This window comes from Streptomyces sp. NPDC031418, assembly GCF_055581605.1.
The window spans coordinates 35,681-50,879 of the sequence record NZ_JBVIJC010000006.1; the positions used below are offsets into that span (position 1 = coordinate 35,681).

Annotated in this window: 20 protein-coding genes; 15 read left to right on the forward strand and 5 right to left on the reverse strand. The window is 73.3% G+C overall.

The genetic code is table 11. The features are described 5' to 3' along the window. Positions 1-28: 28 nt before the first annotated feature. Entirely contained in the window at positions 29-1,069 is a 1,041-nt protein-coding gene (locus ACZ5CZ_RS09430) for a PHP domain-containing protein (RefSeq protein ID WP_468940808.1), read from the reverse strand. Positions 1,070-1,195: 126 nt separating this feature from the next. Between ACZ5CZ_RS09430 and ACZ5CZ_RS09435 the strand changes: the two genes are divergently transcribed. The 10 genes from ACZ5CZ_RS09435 (at position 1,196) to ACZ5CZ_RS09480 (ending at position 8,338) form a co-directional block, all read left to right on the forward strand. Then, positions 1,196-1,999 carry an SDR family oxidoreductase gene (locus tag ACZ5CZ_RS09435; RefSeq protein WP_385847040.1) on the forward strand — a complete coding sequence of 268 codons (804 nt, stop codon included), beginning with the start codon at positions 1,196-1,198 and terminating at the stop codon, positions 1,997-1,999. A gap of 4 nt (positions 2,000-2,003) precedes the next feature. Next, a complete protein-coding gene (locus tag ACZ5CZ_RS09440; RefSeq protein WP_468940812.1) occupies positions 2,004-3,059 on the forward strand; it encodes a DNA topoisomerase IB in 1,056 nt (351 codons plus the stop codon). 5 nt (positions 3,060-3,064) lie between these two features. After that, on the forward strand, positions 3,065-3,310 hold the full coding sequence (locus ACZ5CZ_RS09445) for a hypothetical protein (protein ID WP_468940815.1): 246 nt from the start codon (positions 3,065-3,067) through the stop codon (positions 3,308-3,310). A 244-nt stretch (positions 3,311-3,554) separates the two neighbouring features. After that, the gene (locus tag ACZ5CZ_RS09450) at positions 3,555-3,740 is read left to right on the forward strand and encodes a hypothetical protein (RefSeq protein ID WP_385847042.1); all 186 of its coding nucleotides are present in this window, start codon (positions 3,555-3,557) and stop codon (positions 3,738-3,740) included. Further along, entirely contained in the window at positions 3,737-4,189 is a 453-nt protein-coding gene (locus tag ACZ5CZ_RS09455; RefSeq protein WP_468940818.1) for an MrpF/PhaF family protein, read from the forward strand. Before ACZ5CZ_RS09450 ends, ACZ5CZ_RS09455 begins: the two co-directional genes overlap by 4 nt. A 33-nt stretch (positions 4,190-4,222) precedes the next feature. Then, entirely contained in the window at positions 4,223-4,483 is a 261-nt protein-coding gene (locus ACZ5CZ_RS09460; protein ID WP_385847045.1) for a Na(+)/H(+) antiporter subunit B, read from the forward strand. Beyond that, complete coding sequence (locus tag ACZ5CZ_RS09465) at positions 4,480-5,214, forward strand: MnhB domain-containing protein (RefSeq protein ID WP_385847047.1); 735 nt, start codon at positions 4,480-4,482, stop codon at positions 5,212-5,214. The genes ACZ5CZ_RS09460 and ACZ5CZ_RS09465 overlap by 4 nt, the downstream gene beginning before the upstream one ends. A gap of 10 nt (positions 5,215-5,224) precedes the next feature. Further along, the gene (locus ACZ5CZ_RS09470) at positions 5,225-5,572 is read left to right on the forward strand and encodes a sodium:proton antiporter (RefSeq protein WP_385847049.1); all 348 of its coding nucleotides are present in this window, start codon (positions 5,225-5,227) and stop codon (positions 5,570-5,572) included. Further along, complete coding sequence (locus ACZ5CZ_RS09475; protein ID WP_468940823.1) at positions 5,572-7,338, forward strand: complex I subunit 5 family protein; 1,767 nt, start codon at positions 5,572-5,574, stop codon at positions 7,336-7,338. Before ACZ5CZ_RS09470 ends, ACZ5CZ_RS09475 begins: the two co-directional genes overlap by 1 nt. A gap of 55 nt (positions 7,339-7,393) precedes the next feature. Further along, on the forward strand, positions 7,394-8,338 hold the full coding sequence (locus ACZ5CZ_RS09480; protein WP_385847052.1) for a ribose-phosphate diphosphokinase: 945 nt from the start codon (positions 7,394-7,396) through the stop codon (positions 8,336-8,338). A gap of 39 nt (positions 8,339-8,377) precedes the next feature. On the opposite strand, the gene ACZ5CZ_RS09485 is transcribed toward ACZ5CZ_RS09480, so the two are convergent. Then, positions 8,378-8,758: an anti-sigma factor antagonist gene (locus tag ACZ5CZ_RS09485; RefSeq protein WP_385847053.1), complete on the reverse strand. Its 381-nt coding sequence runs from the start codon at positions 8,756-8,758 to the stop codon at positions 8,378-8,380. Positions 8,759-8,974: 216 nt separating this feature from the next. On the opposite strand from ACZ5CZ_RS09485, the gene ACZ5CZ_RS09490 reads away from it, so the two are divergent. Beyond that, positions 8,975-9,433, forward strand: coding sequence for a pyridoxamine 5'-phosphate oxidase family protein (locus ACZ5CZ_RS09490; protein WP_385847055.1), 459 nt, complete (start codon positions 8,975-8,977; stop codon positions 9,431-9,433). Positions 9,434-9,487: 54 nt separating this feature from the next. Here ACZ5CZ_RS09490 and ACZ5CZ_RS09495 read toward each other — a convergent pair whose 3' ends face one another. Continuing rightward, on the reverse strand, positions 9,488-9,790 hold the full coding sequence (locus tag ACZ5CZ_RS09495) for a DUF4235 domain-containing protein (protein ID WP_385847056.1): 303 nt from the start codon (positions 9,788-9,790) through the stop codon (positions 9,488-9,490). 28 nt (positions 9,791-9,818) lie between these two features. Next, the gene (locus tag ACZ5CZ_RS09500; RefSeq protein WP_468940829.1) at positions 9,819-10,835 is read right to left on the reverse strand and encodes a glutathione S-transferase family protein; all 1,017 of its coding nucleotides are present in this window, start codon (positions 10,833-10,835) and stop codon (positions 9,819-9,821) included. A 102-nt stretch (positions 10,836-10,937) separates the two neighbouring features. On the opposite strand from ACZ5CZ_RS09500, the gene ACZ5CZ_RS09505 reads away from it, so the two are divergent. The 4 genes from ACZ5CZ_RS09505 to ACZ5CZ_RS09520 all read left to right on the forward strand — a co-directional run bounded on the left by ACZ5CZ_RS09505 (position 10,938) and on the right by ACZ5CZ_RS09520 (position 14,276). Beyond that, positions 10,938-11,990, forward strand: a complete 1,053-nt coding sequence (locus tag ACZ5CZ_RS09505) for a cation diffusion facilitator family transporter (RefSeq protein ID WP_385847059.1) — start codon at positions 10,938-10,940, stop codon at positions 11,988-11,990. Positions 11,991-12,270: 280 nt separating this feature from the next. Then, entirely contained in the window at positions 12,271-13,500 is a 1,230-nt protein-coding gene (locus tag ACZ5CZ_RS09510) for a cytochrome P450 (RefSeq protein ID WP_468940833.1), read from the forward strand. Between the two features lie 12 nt (positions 13,501-13,512). Continuing rightward, on the forward strand, positions 13,513-13,713 hold the full coding sequence (locus ACZ5CZ_RS09515) for a ferredoxin (RefSeq protein ID WP_385847062.1): 201 nt from the start codon (positions 13,513-13,515) through the stop codon (positions 13,711-13,713). Between the two features lie 29 nt (positions 13,714-13,742). After that, complete coding sequence (locus ACZ5CZ_RS09520) at positions 13,743-14,276, forward strand: flavoprotein (RefSeq protein WP_468940837.1); 534 nt, start codon at positions 13,743-13,745, stop codon at positions 14,274-14,276. Here ACZ5CZ_RS09520 and ACZ5CZ_RS09525 read toward each other — a convergent pair. After that, on the reverse strand, positions 14,273-15,130 hold the full coding sequence (locus ACZ5CZ_RS09525; RefSeq protein ID WP_468940840.1) for a hypothetical protein: 858 nt from the start codon (positions 15,128-15,130) through the stop codon (positions 14,273-14,275). The genes ACZ5CZ_RS09520 and ACZ5CZ_RS09525 overlap by 4 nt on opposite strands. Positions 15,131-15,199 lie beyond the last annotated feature (69 nt).

Below are 15,199 nucleotides of genomic sequence, written 5' to 3' on the forward strand. Positions count from 1 at the left end.
GCACTCCTTTCCGCGGCCGGGTACCACGTCAGAGCGCCGTCACGCGCTCCGGGAGCCGCCCCTCGCGCGTCCAGGCCAGCAGCTCCTGGGCCGGCCAGGTCGTCACCACCCGCTCGGCGGGCACCCCGCACTCCTCCGCGCGGGCGCAGCCGAGGATCTGCCAGTCCAGCTGGCCGGGCGCGTGCGCATCGGTGTCGATCGCGAACAGCACCCCCGCCGAGACCGCCTCGCGCAGCAGCCGCCGGGGCGGGTCCAGCCGCTCGGGACGGCTGTTGATCTCCACGGCCGTACCGGACTCGGCGCAGGCCGCGAACACCGCCTCCGCGTCGAACTCCGACTCGGGCCGGCCGCGCCCGGTGACCAGCCGCCCGGTGCAGTGCCCGAGCACATCGGCGTGCGGATCGCGGACCGCGGCCACCATCCGGCGGGTCATCGACCGGGCGTCCATCCGCAGCTTGGAGTGGACGGACACCACGACCACGTCCAGCCGCTCCAGCAGCTCCGGTTCCTGGTCCAGCGAGCCGTCCTCCAGGATGTCGCACTCGATCCCGGTGAGCAGCCGGAACGGCGCCCACCGCCGGTTCAGCTCCGCCACCACCTCCAGCTGCTCCCGCAGCCGCTCCGCGGACAGCCCGCGGGCCACCGTCAGCCGCGGCGAGTGGTCGGTCAGCACGGTCCACTCGTGCCCGAGAGCGGCCGCCGTCCGGCCCATCTCCTCGATCGGACTGCCCCCGTCGGACCAGTCCGAGTGGGTGTGGCAGTCCCCGCGCAACAGTGCCCGCAGTCCGGACCCGGGGCCCGTCGCGACCGTGGCGCCGGCTTCCTCCTCGAGCGTGCGCAGATAACCGGGCACCTCCCCGGCCAGGGCCTCCCGCACCACCTGAGCGGTCTTGGGACCGACCCCCTTCAACGACTCCAGCGTCCCCGCCCCGGCCCGCTCGGCGACCTCCCCCTCGGGCAGCGCGGCCAGCGTACGGGCAGCGGTCCTGAACGCCCGTACCCGATAGGTGGGCGCCAGCTTCCGCTCCAGCAGGAACGCGATCCGGTCCAGCGCGGCAACGGGATCCATACCCCCCAGGGTCACCCAGGCGCCCCACCGGGGCGCGGGGAACCGCGCGAGCAACCACGCACGACCCTGGGTGACCCTGCAGCCGGAGCCCGTTTCCCCACGCACCCCCCGGGTACTGCGTGAGCCATGTCCTCCACGCCCCAGCCCCGTGCAGCGATCATCACCGGCTCGGACTCCGGCATCGGCCGGGCCACCGCCGTACGTCTGGCCGAAGCGGGCCTGGACATCGGCATCACCTGGCACACGGACAAGGACGGCGCCGAGCGGACCGCCGAGGAGGTCCGCAGCCACGGCCGCCGTGCCGCCGTCGCCCGGATGGACCTCACCCGGCTGCCCGAAGCCGCCGACACGGTCGACGAACTCTGCGCCCGACTGGGCCGGATCGACGTCCTGGTGAACAACGCCGGCACCGGCACCATGACCCCCTATCTCGACCTGACCCTCGAGGACCTGCGCCGGGTCCTCGACGTCGATCTCGCCGGCCCGTTCCTGCTCGGCCAGAAGGCCGCCCGGCAGATGATCCGGCAGGGCGACGGCGGCCGGATCGTCAACGTCACCTCCGTGCACGAGCACCAGCCCCGGGTCGGCGCCGCCCCCTACTGCGCCGCCAAGGGCGGGCTCGGCCTGCTCACCCAGGTGATGGCGCTGGAGCTGGCCGAGCACGGCATCACCGTGAACGCGGTCGCGCCCGGCGAGATCGCCACCCCGATGACCGGGCAGGAGGACACCGACGTCCACACCGAGCGCCGCCCCGGCGTGCCGCTCGGCAGGCCCGGGGACGCCCGCGAGGTGGCCGCGGTGATCGCCTTCCTGGCCGGCCCGGACGCCTCCTACGTCACCGGCGCCTCCTGGAGCGTCGACGGCGGCATGCTCCGCATGGGCCCGCAGGCCGGCTCCCACCTGACCGGCGACGACTGGCGGCGGCCCTGAGACCGTGCGGCTGCGCACCAGCTCCTGCGACGGCCCCGGCTACCGCCGGCTGCGCTGCGGCCGGGGCTTCCGCTACCTCGACACCGTCGGCCGGCCCCTCACCGACCCCGCGCAGCTGGCCCGCGTCCGCGCCCTGACCATCCCGCCCGCCTGGCGCGAGGTGTGGATCTGCCCGTGGGCCAACGGCCACCTCCAGGCCGTCGGCACGGACGCCGCCGGACGCCGTCAGTACCTGTACCACGAGCAGTTCCGGGCGGAGCAGGAGAAGGCCAAGCACGAGCACGTACGGCAGATCGCGCTGGCCCTGCCCGGGCTGCGCGCCGAGGTGACCGCCGGCCTGGCCGGGCGCGGGCTGAGCCGGAACCGGGTCACCGCCTGCGCGGTCCGCCTGCTCGACCTCGGTTTCTTCCGCATCGGCAGCGACCGGCACACCCGCACCAGCGAGACCTACGGCCTGACGACGATGCTCCGCGAGCACGTCAGCTGCCGCCGCGACGAGATCACGTTCAGCTTCCCCGCCAAGGGCGGCATCCAGACCGTGCGGGCCCTCGTCGACGACGATGTGCGCACCGTCGCCCGCGCCCTGCTGCGGCGCCCGCGCGCCGGCGACCGCTTCCTCGCCTTCCGCGACGGCGGTGCCTGGCACGACCTGCACAGCGACGACCTCAACGAGGCGCTGCGCCGGCTCTCCGGCACCGATGTCACCGCCAAGGACTTCCGCACCTGGCACGCCACCGTCCTCGCCGCCGTGGCGGTGGCCGTGGTCGACGACAGCACCCGCGCGACCGAGGCCGCCCGCCGCCGGCAGATCGCCCGGGCGGTCCGCGAGGTCAGCCACTACCTCGGCAACACGCCCGCGGTGTGCCGGGCCTCCTACATCGATCCGCGCGTCTTCGAGCTGTTCGAGGAGGGCGTGACCATCGCCCCCGCCCTCACCCGGCTGGGCGAACACGGCGCCTTCGGCCGGCCGGCCACCCAGGGGCCCGTCGAGGCCGCGGTGCTCGCCCTGCTGGACGGCGCCGGTGGACGACCCGTCGGCGCGGGTTCCGTCCTACGCTGAATTGCATGACCGAACAAGCAGCTCCCCATATCTCCCATCCGCGGATCCTGGTGCACGGGGTCTGTCCCGGAAAGCCCGGCGAACCGCCCTTCCGGATCATGGAGATCGACGGTCAGGTGATCGGTGAGGCCAGGACCATCACCGATGTGCTGGAGGCCGCGGCCTCCTACGGGATCATCGTCCACGACCTGGACGACCCGGACGTGGTCCGCTGGGTCGGCGGCGACAAGTACACCTGGACCGTGCACTGAGCCACCGCCCCGGCCCCGGCCGGGGGTGACCTCCCGCCAACACCGCCGCGGCACAGCGCCTTTGACGGCCGATGAGCCGGTGCGGCCGCCGCCCCGGTTTGCGTTCACGCTCCCGGGGCACTCCTGGTGCCGACCAGCGCGCCGCCGCCCCTGGCCGGGGCCCGCGGTGCTTGGATGCCCCAGGCGGTGGCATAGAGGACGCCATCGCCGCACAGCAGGGCAGAGCGGCACGAGGAGGTGGCGGATGACCCGGCGTACGGCGGCCCTCCTCGCCGTCGGCGAAGTGCTGGCCTGGTGGGCGGCGCTGGCGCTGCTGTGGCTGATGCTGATCACCACGGTCGACTCCCTGGAGCTGATCGTCGGAGCGAGCGCCGCGGCGGCGGGCGCACCCCTGGCCCGGGCCGGCCGGCGGGCGGTGACCTGGCGGTGAACGGCTGGATCCTCGCGGCGGCCCTCGTCCTGGGCGGGGGAGGAGCGGCGGTCCTGTGGGGCGTCGCCACCGGCCCTGTGGCCCGCCGGATGGTCGCCCAGAACCTCACCACCTCGGTCGTCTGCCCGGCCCTGCTGCTGCTCTCCGAGGGATACTCCCGCCCGTCCTACATCGACCTCGCGCTGCTGCTGGCCCTGCTCGGCCCGGTCGGCACCCTCGTCTTCGCCCGGCTGCTCTCCGACGACCTGGCCGGGCAGCGGCCGAGCGCCTGGGGGCTGACCTGGACGGCGGCCGGGCTGAGCGCGGTCGCGGTGGCCGCGGTGTGCGTGCCGACCGGGCCGGGCCGCGCGATGGTGAAACTCCTCGTGATCGGCGCCCTGCTGATCGCGGGCAATGTGATCGCCTCGCGCGCGCTGTCGGGCGGCTTCCAGGGGGTGCGCGGTGGCTGACGTGCCGTGCCGGACCGGTGGCGGAGATGCCGTATGGCCGATGCCGTGATCGTCGTCGCGCTGCTGCTGGTGGCCGTCGCCGCGACCGCCGCCGTGGCCCAGCGCGACCCCGCCCGCCAGGCGCTCGTGCTGTCGCTGCTCGGGATCTTCCTCGCCGTGCTGTTCACCGTGGAGCAGGCCCCGGACGTCGGCCTGTCCCAGCTGGCCGTCGGCTCCGCGCTGACCCCGCTGCTGATCATGCTGTCCGTCCGCAAGGTGCGGCGGCGCGGCCGGCACGAGGACGGTGAGCGGTGAACCGGCTGCGGCTGTGGCTGCTCGCCACGGGCGGCGCGGGCCTGGCCGCCCTGCTCACCGCCGCCTGCCTGGACCTGCCGGACTTCGGCGGCCGCCGGCACCCGTACGGCACCCGGGCGGTGCACGCCTCCCTCGCCCGGCACACCGCCAACACCATCGCCTCCGTCAACTTCGACCAGCGCGCCTACGACACCCTCGGCGAGATGAGCATCCTGTTCGCCGCCGTGCTCGGCTGCGTGGTGCTGCTGCGCCAGGCCCGCGACGAGCACCGCGCGGCGCCCGAGCCCGCCGAAGTGGCCCGCCCGGTGCGCCGCTACGCCCTGCTCGTCCTGCCCGTCGCCCTGGTCACCGGCCTGTACGTGATCGCCCACGGCCAGCTCAGCCCGGGCGGCGGCTTCCAGGGCGGGGTCGTCGCCGCGACCGCCCTGCACCTGCTCTACCTCGGCGCCGACTACCGGGCGCTGGAACGCGTCCGCCCGATCGGTGTCTTCGAGACCACCGACGCGCTCGCCGTCTCCGCCTACCTCGTGCTGGGGCTTGCCGGGCTCCTGGCCGGCACCGCGTTCCTGGCCAACACACTGCCGTACGGCACCTTCAACACGCTGGCCTCCGGAGGCAGCGTCCCGCTGCTGAACGCGGCCATCGGCATGGAGGTGGCGAGCGCCGTGGTGGTCCTGCTCGCCAACTTCCTCGACCAGGCCGTGGAGATCGAGCAGGAGCAGGGGAGCTGAGAGGAGCGTGATGCACGTCCTGCCCTATCTGACCGCCGTCTACATCTTCCTGACCGGTTGTTACGGCCTGGCCACCAGCCGCAATCTGATCCATGCCGTCGGCTGTCTCTCGGTGTGCCAGGCCGCCACCTATGTGCTGCTGCTGGCGGTCGGCTACCGCGACGGCGCCACCGCGCCCGTCTTCTCCGACATCCGGCCCGGCTCCCGGCCCGTGGTCGACCCGGTGGTGCAGGCCCTCAGCCTCACCGACGTCGTCGTCGGCGCCACCGTCACCGCCCTGCTGCTCGCGCTGGTGCTCCAGATCGCCAAGCGGCACGGCACGGTCGACCCCGACGAACTGCGGGAGCTGCGCGGCTGATGCACCACCTGCTCCCGCTGGTCGTCGCCCTCCCGGTGCTCGGGGCCGCCCTGCTGGTCGCCACCGGGCGCAGGCTGCCCCGGCCCGCCGCGGAGATCACCGCCCTGGTGGTGTCCGGCGGCACGGCCGCTCTCGCGCTCGTCCTGCTGCTCGACTCGAGCCCTCCGATGGTCGAATGGGTCGGCGGCTGGCTGCCCGTCGGCGGCGAGAGCGTCGGCATCGTGGTGCTCGGGGACGGCCCGGCGCTCGGCATGGCCACGCTGGTATCGCTGCTCACCGTGGCGGCCCTCGCCTACTCCTGGCGCTACTTCGACGAACCACCGCCCGGCCACAGCGGCTCCTACCCCGCGCTCATGCTGATCTTCCAGGGCGCCATGTGCGGATTCGCCCTCGCCGGCGACCTGTTCAACGCCTTCGTCTTCTTCGAGCTGATGAGCGTCGTGGCCTATGCGCTCACCGGCTTCCGCATCGACGAGGCCAAGGCCGTACAAGGCGCCCTGACCTTCGGTGTCGTCAACTCCCTGGGTGCGTACGCCATGCTGATGGGCATCGGCCTGCTGTACGCCCGTACCGGCGAACTGGGCATGACGAAGATCGGGCGGGGCCTCGACGCGGCCGCGGCGCACGGCGGCCCGGACGCGCTGGTCCTCGCCTCCTTCGTGCTGGTCCTGACCGGGCTGCTGGTGAAGGCGGCCGCCGTGCCCTTCCACTTCTGGCTCCCGGACGCGCACGCCGTCGCCCCCACCCCGGTGTGCATGCTGCTCTCCGGAGTCATGGTCGAGCTGGGCGCCTACGGCGTCTGGCGGGTGTACGGCACCGTCTTCGCCGGACCCGGTGGCATCCCGCCCGCCGACCTGACCCGGGCCCTGGTCACGCTCGGCGCCCTCACGGCCGTCACCGGCGCCGTCATGTGCTGGTACCAGCGGCACATCAAACGGCTGCTCGCCTACTCCACCATCGCCCACACCGGACTGTTCCTCGTCGCCCTCGGCGTGCTCGCCCCCGAGGGCGACGACGGGGCCGCCCTGTACCTCCTCGGGCATGCCGGGGCGAAGGCCGCGCTGTTCGCCTGCACGGGCGTGCTGCTCGACCGGTTCGGCTCCGTGGACGAGCACACCCTGCACGGCCAGGGCCGCTCGCTGCGCGCGACCGGAGTGATGTTCGCCGTCGGCGGCCTCGCGCTCGCCGGCCTGCCGCCGTTCGGCACCGGGCTCGGCAAGGCGGTCAGCGAGGAGGCGGTCGGCGGCCCGCTCACCGTGCTGTACGTGGCCGCCTCCGCGATCACCGCCGGCGCCGTGCTGCGGGTCGCCGCCCGGGTGTTCCTGGGCCTCGGACCACGCCCCGAGGACTCCGACGACGAGACCAGCGGGTGCGAGGAGGAGCCGGAGACCGCCGGCCTGCTGCGGCGGATCCCGGACACCATGACCACGGTGCCCGCCGTCCTGCTCGCCGGCTGCTTCGCCGTCGGCACGGTCCCCGGCTTCGGCGCCCTGGTGGCCCGCTCGGTCAACGAGGCGGGGTCGGGCGGTGCCCATGCCGAGGCGCACTGGACGGCGTACGGGGTGCTGCTGGGCCTGGTCTCCGCCGCGCTGGCCGCGGGCCTCGCCACGCTCGCCGTGACCCGCCCCGGCTGGGTGGCCGCGCCCGGCTGGGCGGCACCCGTACGGCGCCTCCAGTCGGGGCATGTCGGCGACTACGTGGCCTGGCTGCTGGTGGGCGCCGTGGCGCTGGGGGCGCTGGCGCTGCCGGGGGTGCTGAGCGGCTGATCGGCCCCAGTAGCATGACGGTCCAGCCCCGTGTCGATCATGCGAGGAGCGGATCGTGCGAGACATCGCCGTCTTCAGCGGCAGCGCCCATCCCGGACTGGCCGAGGAGGTCTGCGCGCACCTCGGGGTGCCGCTCAGCCCGGCCCGGATCAGCCGGTTCGCCAACGACTGCCTGGAGGTGCAGCTTCAGGCCAACTGCCGGGAGCGGGACGTCTTCCTGGTCCAGCCGCTGGTCCGGCCGGTGCAGGAGCACCTGGTGGAGCTGCTGCTGATGTGCGACGCGGCCCGGGGCGCCTCCGCGGGCCGGATCACCGTCGTCATGCCGCACTACTCCTACGCCCGCTCCGACAAGAAGGACGCGCCGCGCATCTCCATCGGCGGCCGGCTGGTCGCCGACCTGCTGGTGGCGGCCGGGGCGAGCAGGGTCCTCGCGATGACCCTGCACTCCCCGCAGGTGCACGGCTTCTTCTCGGTGCCGGTGGACCATCTGCACGCGCTCAGGGAACTCGCCGCACACTTCCGGCAGTACGACCTCACGCGCACCACGGTCGTCTCCCCGGACCTCGGCAACGCCAAGGAGGCGGCCGCCTTCGCCCGGCTGATCGGCGCCCAGGTGGCGGCCGGCGCCAAACAGCGGTTCGCGGACGACCGGGTCACCATCAGCTCGGTCATCGGCGACATCGCCGGCCGGGACGTCATCGTCCTGGACGACGAGATCGCCAAGGGCAGCACCGTCATCGAACTCCTGGGCAGGCTGCGCGAGTTGGGTCCTCGGTCGATCCGGGTGGCCTGTACGCACGGGCTGTTCGCGGCCGGCGCGCTCAAGCGGCTGAGCGAGCAGCCGGACGTGCTGGAGATCGTCTGCACCAACACCGTGCCGGTGCCCGCGGACGAACACACCGACAAGCTGCGGATCCTGTCCATCGCCCCGGCGCTCGCCGAGGCGGTACGGCGGATCCACAACGGGGAGTCCGTCAGCGCCCTGTTCGACGAGTCGTAGGGCTGACCACGAGGTCCCGAGCCGCCCGCGACCGGCGGCTCAGGACGATCCGGAGGCGGCCCCGGACTGGGCGAGGGCAGCCTCCGGCGTCGGGTGCGGCGGCAGCAGCCGGGCGAGGCCGGTCACCCGCAGCACGCGCAGGGTCAGCGGGTGCGCGCACACCAGGTGCAGCCGCCCGCCCTGCTCCAGCACCCGGCTCCGCGCCCGGTACAGCAGCCGCAGCCCGGAGCAGTCGAAGAACTCGACTCCGCGCAGATCGATCAGGATCCGGGCGCCGGGCCGGCCGGTGACCCGGTCCAGCGCGGGCAGGATCTCGGTCGCCGCCAGGATGTCGATCTCGCCGCGGAACTCCAGCACCGTGTGCCCGCGCTCCTCGCGCACCCGCAGATACCGGGTGAGCGGTGCGGGTTGCTCGCCCACGACGGCACCACCTCCCACCCGCCCCTGGATGTCGATTCCCGACCGTCAAGTTACCCTCAGTGGAAGGAATTTGAGCATGTTCGATTGACATATGTCGTCGAGTTTCGGGCGTGTCGTCGGCCACCCCAGTCCGGACACGCCCCGGCGGTATCCGCGCACAGCCCTGACGGGCCGTCACACTGGTGCGCATCCGCACCACGAGGAGGCCCGTACGCCATGACCCCGCCGCCCGCCCGCAGCACCGCACAGCGCAAGAAGGACACCCTGCACCGGCTGGAGCAGGACGTCGACGTCTGGGTTGCCACCGCCGGACCCGACGGTGGCGTCCCCCATCTCGTACCGCTGTCGTTCGTCTGGGACGGCGCCACCCTGCTGATCGCCACCGCCGCCGACAGCCCCACCGGCCGCAATCTGGTGGCCACCGGCAGGGCCCGGCTCGGGCTCGGCCCGACGCGGGACGTGGTCCTGGTCGAGGGCACCGTCCGGGCGGTGACCCCGGAGGACCTGCCCGAGGAGGACGCCGAGGTCTTCGCCGGCAAGACCGGCTTCGACCCGCGCCAACTGTCCGTCCCCTACCTGTATTTCAGGGTCCTCCCGCAGCGCGTCCAGGCCTGGCGCGAGGAGAACGAGCTACGCGGCCGCGAGCTGATGCGCGACGGCCGCTGGCTCGCCTAGGGCTTCTCCTGTGTGCCAGGGCTCGCGACGCCGGCAAGATCCGAAAGAGAGGCCCTAGTCCCGGCCGCCCTTGTCGGCCACCGGCCACTGGCCGGTCGAGTGGGCGATGGCCTTCGCGCCCGTGCGGTCCACGGCGCTGCGCACCACCGCGAAGATCGCGCCCTGGACCGCGGCCGCCAGCAGGATCTCGGCCCAGCCGCGGTCCGGGTCCAGCGCGTCCGGCGCGTCCTCCTCGTGCCGGATCGCCTTCCACGCCTTCCGGAAGGCGGCACCGGCCAGCGCCCCGCTCGCCCAGCTGAGCACGAATCCGATCGGCTGGTAGACGACTGGCAGCTTCTTCTTCTTGTTCTTGGCCATGTCTGACTACTTCCTCGGAGCGGGGTGCTCATGCGGGCCGCCCGCGCGGGGCCACCCGTTCGCCCGGAGGCACCGGTCCGGGCGGGGTGCCGTCGCCGAACGGCCGGCCGCCCAGCTCCTCCCGGCCGTGCGGAGCCAGCCAGCCGGACAGATCGGGACCGAGCGGCACGATGCCGGTGGGGTTGATCCCGCTGTGCACCTGGTAGTAGTGCCGCTTGATGTGGTCGAAGTCGACCGTGTCACCGAATCCCGGTGTCTGGAAAAGGTCCCGCGCGTACGCCCACAGCACCGCGTTCTCGGTCAGCTTCCAGCGGTTGCACTTGAAGTGGCCGTGGTAGACGGCGTCGAACCGCACCAGCGTGGTGAACAGCCGGATGTCCGCTTCCGTCAGGGTGTCACCGACCAGATACCGCTGCTCCCGCAGCCGTTCGGCGATCAGTTCCAGCCGCCGGAACAGTGCCGTGCACGCCTCCTCGTACTCCTGCTGGTGCGTGGCGAACCCCGCCCGGTACACCCCGTTGTTCACGTCCTGGTAGACCGCCGCCATCACCGTGTCGATCTCCTCGCGCAGCGCGGCCGGATACAGGTCGGGCGCGCCCGGGCGATGCAGGGCCGTCCACTCGGTGGCCAGGTCCAGGGTGAGCTGCTGGTAGTCGTTGGTCACCAGCCGCCCGCTCGGGACGTCCACCACCGCGGGCACGCTCACCCCGCCCGGGTAGCCGGTCTCGCGCCGGTCGTAGGCCTCGCTCAGATACCGGATGCCGAGCACCGGGTCCCGCCCGCCGGGGTCCAGGGTGAACCGCCAGCTGCGGTCGTCCTGGAGCGGGTCGGCGATCGCCATCGGCAGCGCCTCCTCCAGCCCCAGGAGCCTGCGGGAGATCACCGCGCGACTCGCCCACGGACAGGCCCGCGAGACCACCAGCCGGTACCGCCCGGCCGCCACCGGCCAGCCGTCCCGGCCGTCGGCCGTGATCCGGTCGGTGAAGTGGCTCGGTGACCGGGTGAATGCCGTGTGGCCGTAGGCGCTGTTGCCCTTGCCGCCCATGTCTGCTCCTCCTCGCCGGGGCTGTGCCCACGGAACACCGCGTTCCCCGTTTTCCCGCGCCCGCACGGTGTGATCCGCTCCTTCCGGGGCAGTCGGCGAGAGATGAGCGGGACACCCTCGGCCCGGGACAGGGCCGCACACTCGGCCGGGGGCGCGGGCGCGCCGGGCACCGGCACCGCGTCCACGGACCACCGGCCGGCCGGTGCGCCGGGGGACCGGCACACCAAGATCACCGTGCTCGTGGCGCTCGCCGCCAATCTGCTGATCGCCGTGGCCAAGGCCGTCGGCGGAGTCCTCTCCGGCTCGCCGGCGCTGCTGTCGGAGGCCGCCCACTCCGTCGCGGACAGCCTGAACGAGGTCTTCCTGCTGGCCGCCCTGCGCCGCAGCCGCCGGCCCGCCGACGCGCGGCACCCCTTCGGCTACGGCAAGGAGCGCTTCTTCTGGTCCCTGCTCGCCGCCGTGGGGATCTTCGTCATGGGCGGCTGCTTCTCCTTCTTCCAGGGCTTCGAGGCCCTGAGCCAGGACACCCAGGAGGGATTCAGCGGGTATGTGGCGGGCCTGACCGTGCTCGGCGTGGCGCTCGTGGCCGAGGGCGTCTCGCTGCTGCGGGCCCTGCACCAGGCGCGCCGGCAGGACGGCGGGCTCGGCGCCCTGCGCGACCCGGCGCTGCGCACGGTGGTCGCCGAGGACGGCACGGCGGTGCTCGGCGTCGTCCTCGCCCTCGTCGGGATGGCCCTGCATCTGGTGACCGGGCAGGTCGCCTGGGAGGCGTCCGCCTCGCTGGCCATCGGCGTGCTGCTGGTCTACGTCGCCTACCGGCTCGGCCGGGACGCGCGCGACCAGCTCATCGGGGAGGCCGCCGACCCGGAACTGAGCGGCCGCATCGAGTCGCTGCTGCGGGCGCAGCCGGAGATCGACAGCGTCGAGGCGCTGTTCACCATGAAACTGGGGCTCGACTCCACGCTGGTGGCCGCCCGCATCGACCTGGTGCCCGGCCTGGACAGCGAGCGGGTGGAGGAGGTCGCCGACCGTATCAAGCGGTCCCTGGCCCGGACCTTCCCGGACGCCGACCAGATCTTCCTGGACGTGACCGACCGGCCGGCGGACAGGACACGCGAGAGCCCCGCCGCGACGGGGGAACGCGGCGGGGCCTGATCCACGGGTGCCCGCCCGCGAAGCCCTTCACACCTGCCCGGAACAGATTTTTCTGAAAGTACCCGCTTGCCGACTCGAACCGGTCGCCGCGCACCGGGACATGCGCGGACGCCCGCGGCGGGCCGCGGGACCTGGCCGGTTCCCGCCCCCGCACCCCCCACTCCTCGGCCAGATCGCCGACGTCACCGAAGTGGCCGAACTTCCCGTGTGCCGAATAGATGCCTGGGGCATCTAATGAAGATCTGCACGCCGCACTACTTTCGCTCTGCGAGGTCTTTCCATGACGGAACTGACGGACATCACCGGACCGGCCATCGAGACCGGTCCCGTCGCGTTTCCCCAGGACCGCACCTGTCCCTACCACCCGCCCACCGGCTACGCCCCGCTGCGCGACGGCCGAGCCCTGTCCCGCGGCACCCTCTACGACGGCCGCGAGGTGTGGCTGGTGACCGGGCACGCCGCCGCCCGCGCCCTGCTCGCCGACCCCCGCCTGTCCAGCGACCGCACCGACCCCGGCTTCCCGGCGCCCACGGAGCGCTTCGCCGCCAACCGCGGGCGCGCGGTGGCCCTGCTCGGCGTGGACGATCCCCAGCACCACCGGCAGCGGCGCATGATGATCCCGTCGTTCACCGTCAAACGGGCCAACGCCCTGCGCCCCTGGATCCAGCGGATCGTGGACGGCCTGCTGGACGCCATGATCGCGCAGGGCCCGCCCGCCGAGCTGGTCTCCGCCTTCGCGCTGCCCGTCCCGTCGATGGTGATCTGCGGGCTGCTCGGCGTGCCGTACGCCGACCACGAGTTCTTCGAGGCGCAGTCCCGCACGCTGCTGCGCGGCCCCACGGCGGCCGAGGCCCGGGCCGCCCGCGACCGGCTGGAGGAGTACCTCGGCGGCCTCGTCGACGCCAAGGCGAAGGAGGCCGCGCCCGGCGACGGCATCCTCGACGAACTCGTCCACCACCAGTACCACGACGGCACCCTGGACCGGGCCGAGGTCGTCGCCCTCGCCATCATCCTGCTGGTGGCCGGCCACGAGACGACCGCCAACATGATCTCCCTCGGCACCTTCACCCTCCTGCAACACCCCGAGCGGCTCGCCGAGCTGCGCGCCGACCCGGCGCTGCTGCCCGCCGCCGTCGAGGAACTGATGCGCATGCTGTCCATCACGGAGGGACTGTTGCGGGTGGCGGCGGAGGACATCGAGATCGCCGGCACCACGATCCGGGCCGGTGAGGGCGTGCTCTTCTCCACCTCGGTGATCAATCGCGACCCGGCCCAGTACGACGACCCCGACGCCCTGGACTTCCACCGCCCGGCCCGGCACCACGTCGGGTTCGGCTTCGGCATCCACCAGTGCCTGGGCCAGAACCTGGCCCGCGCCGAACTGGAGATCGCCTTCGGCACCCTGCTGACCCGGCTGCCCGGCCTCCGCCTGGCCGCCCCCGCCGAAGAGATCCCCTTCAAACCCGGCGACACGATCCAAGGGATGCTGGAACTCCCCGTGACCTGGTAAGAGGCTCTGCTCATGCATATCGACATCAACAAGGACGCCTGTATCGGCGCCGGCCAGTGCGCGCTGACCGCGCCCCGCGTCTTCACCCAGGACGACGACGGCTACAGCACGCTGATCCCCGGCCGCGAGGACGGCGCGGGCGACCCGCTGCTCAGGGAGGCCGTCCGGGCCTGCCCGGTGGGCGCCATCACGCTGAAGGAGTCCGGGGACTGACCCCGGGGCCCGGTCGGTAGGGTTCCCGGATGACCGAACACACCGGGAAGCCCTTCCTGTACGTCGTCGTCTGCGCGGCCGGTATCGCCGCGGGCGTGAGCAAGCTGATCACGGCCGCGCAGGAGCGGGGCTGGGAGGTCGGGGTCATCGCCACCCCGGTCGCGCTGGGCGGCTTCTTCGACACCGAGGTCGTAACGGCCCTGACGGGCCGTCCGGTGCGGTCGGCGTGGCGGTCCCCGGCCGACCCGCGCCCGTTCCCGCCGCCGGACGCCGTCGTGGTGGCCCCCGCCACCTTCAACACGGTCAACAAGTGGGCCGCCGGCATCGCCGACACCCTCGTCCTCGGCACCCTGTGCGAGGCCGTGGGCCTCGGCGTTCCGATCGCCGTACTGCCCTGTGTGGCCGACGCGCTGGCCGCCCACCCCGCCTACCAGGACAGCCTGATACGGCTGCGCGGGATGGGCGTCCGCTTCGGCGAGCCGTACCGGGGCGCACCACTGGCGGACGGCAGCCGCCCCGACTTCGGCTGGGAACGGGCCCTGGACCTGCTGGAGCGGCCCTAACGGCAGGTCAGTTTCGGGCCCGCCAGCATGGCGCCGGTGTACAGCTCCTGACCCCTCGGCATCCAGTAGCCGAGCTTCGACACCACCGTGGAGCAGGTCGCCCCCACGGTGATCCGGACCTTCACCTTCTCCGGATGGCCGGGCTGCAACGCGGTCAGCGCACAGTCCAGGGAGTGTGCCAGCCGCGACGTCGCCGGATACCGGCCGACCAGCGGGTTCACACAGCGCGCGTCCGTCGTGGCGATCCGCACGCCGGTGCCCTCCTCGCCGATGAGCCCGAACCGGGCGCTGCCGTCGCCCTCGTCGCTGTCCCGGCGGACCGTGTAGGTCAGGGTGGTGGTGGCGTTCCGGCGCAGGACCGTCCGGTCGACGGTGACGGCGTGCGTGGCCTTCGGCTTCGGCGCGGTCAGCGACAGGGTGGCCTCGACCGTGCCGGTCAGGTCGACGCCGGTGGGCGCCGAGCGCACATGCACGGTGGCGGTGATGTCGTACGTGCCCGGCCCCGGGTACTCGCCCGCGCCGGACAGCGTCCCGCCGGCCAGGGTCTTCCCGGCGCGCGAAGCCGTCCAGGTGCCCTCGGTGAGGCAGGCGTACCGGACCCGGACCCCGGCGCGCCGGCAGCTCGCCGGGGCGGACACCGCCAGCTGCGGGGTGCCACTGCCGGCGCACAGGCTGACCAGGGCCTGCTGGCCGTGTTCGCCGCGCAGGGTACCGGCGATCGCACACAGCGTGCCGGGTGCCTCGGGCGCCGGTGCCGGCGCCGAAGCGGACCGGCCGAAGGCGGGGGTGACGAGGGCTAGCGGCAGCAGCGCCGCCCCGGCCAGGGCTCTGTAGCTGAGGGAACGGATCGACACCGTGTCCTCCCGGTCGACCGGGACCGGCCGGCCGCCGGTCACCTGCGCAGAGGATGGTCCGACGGTACG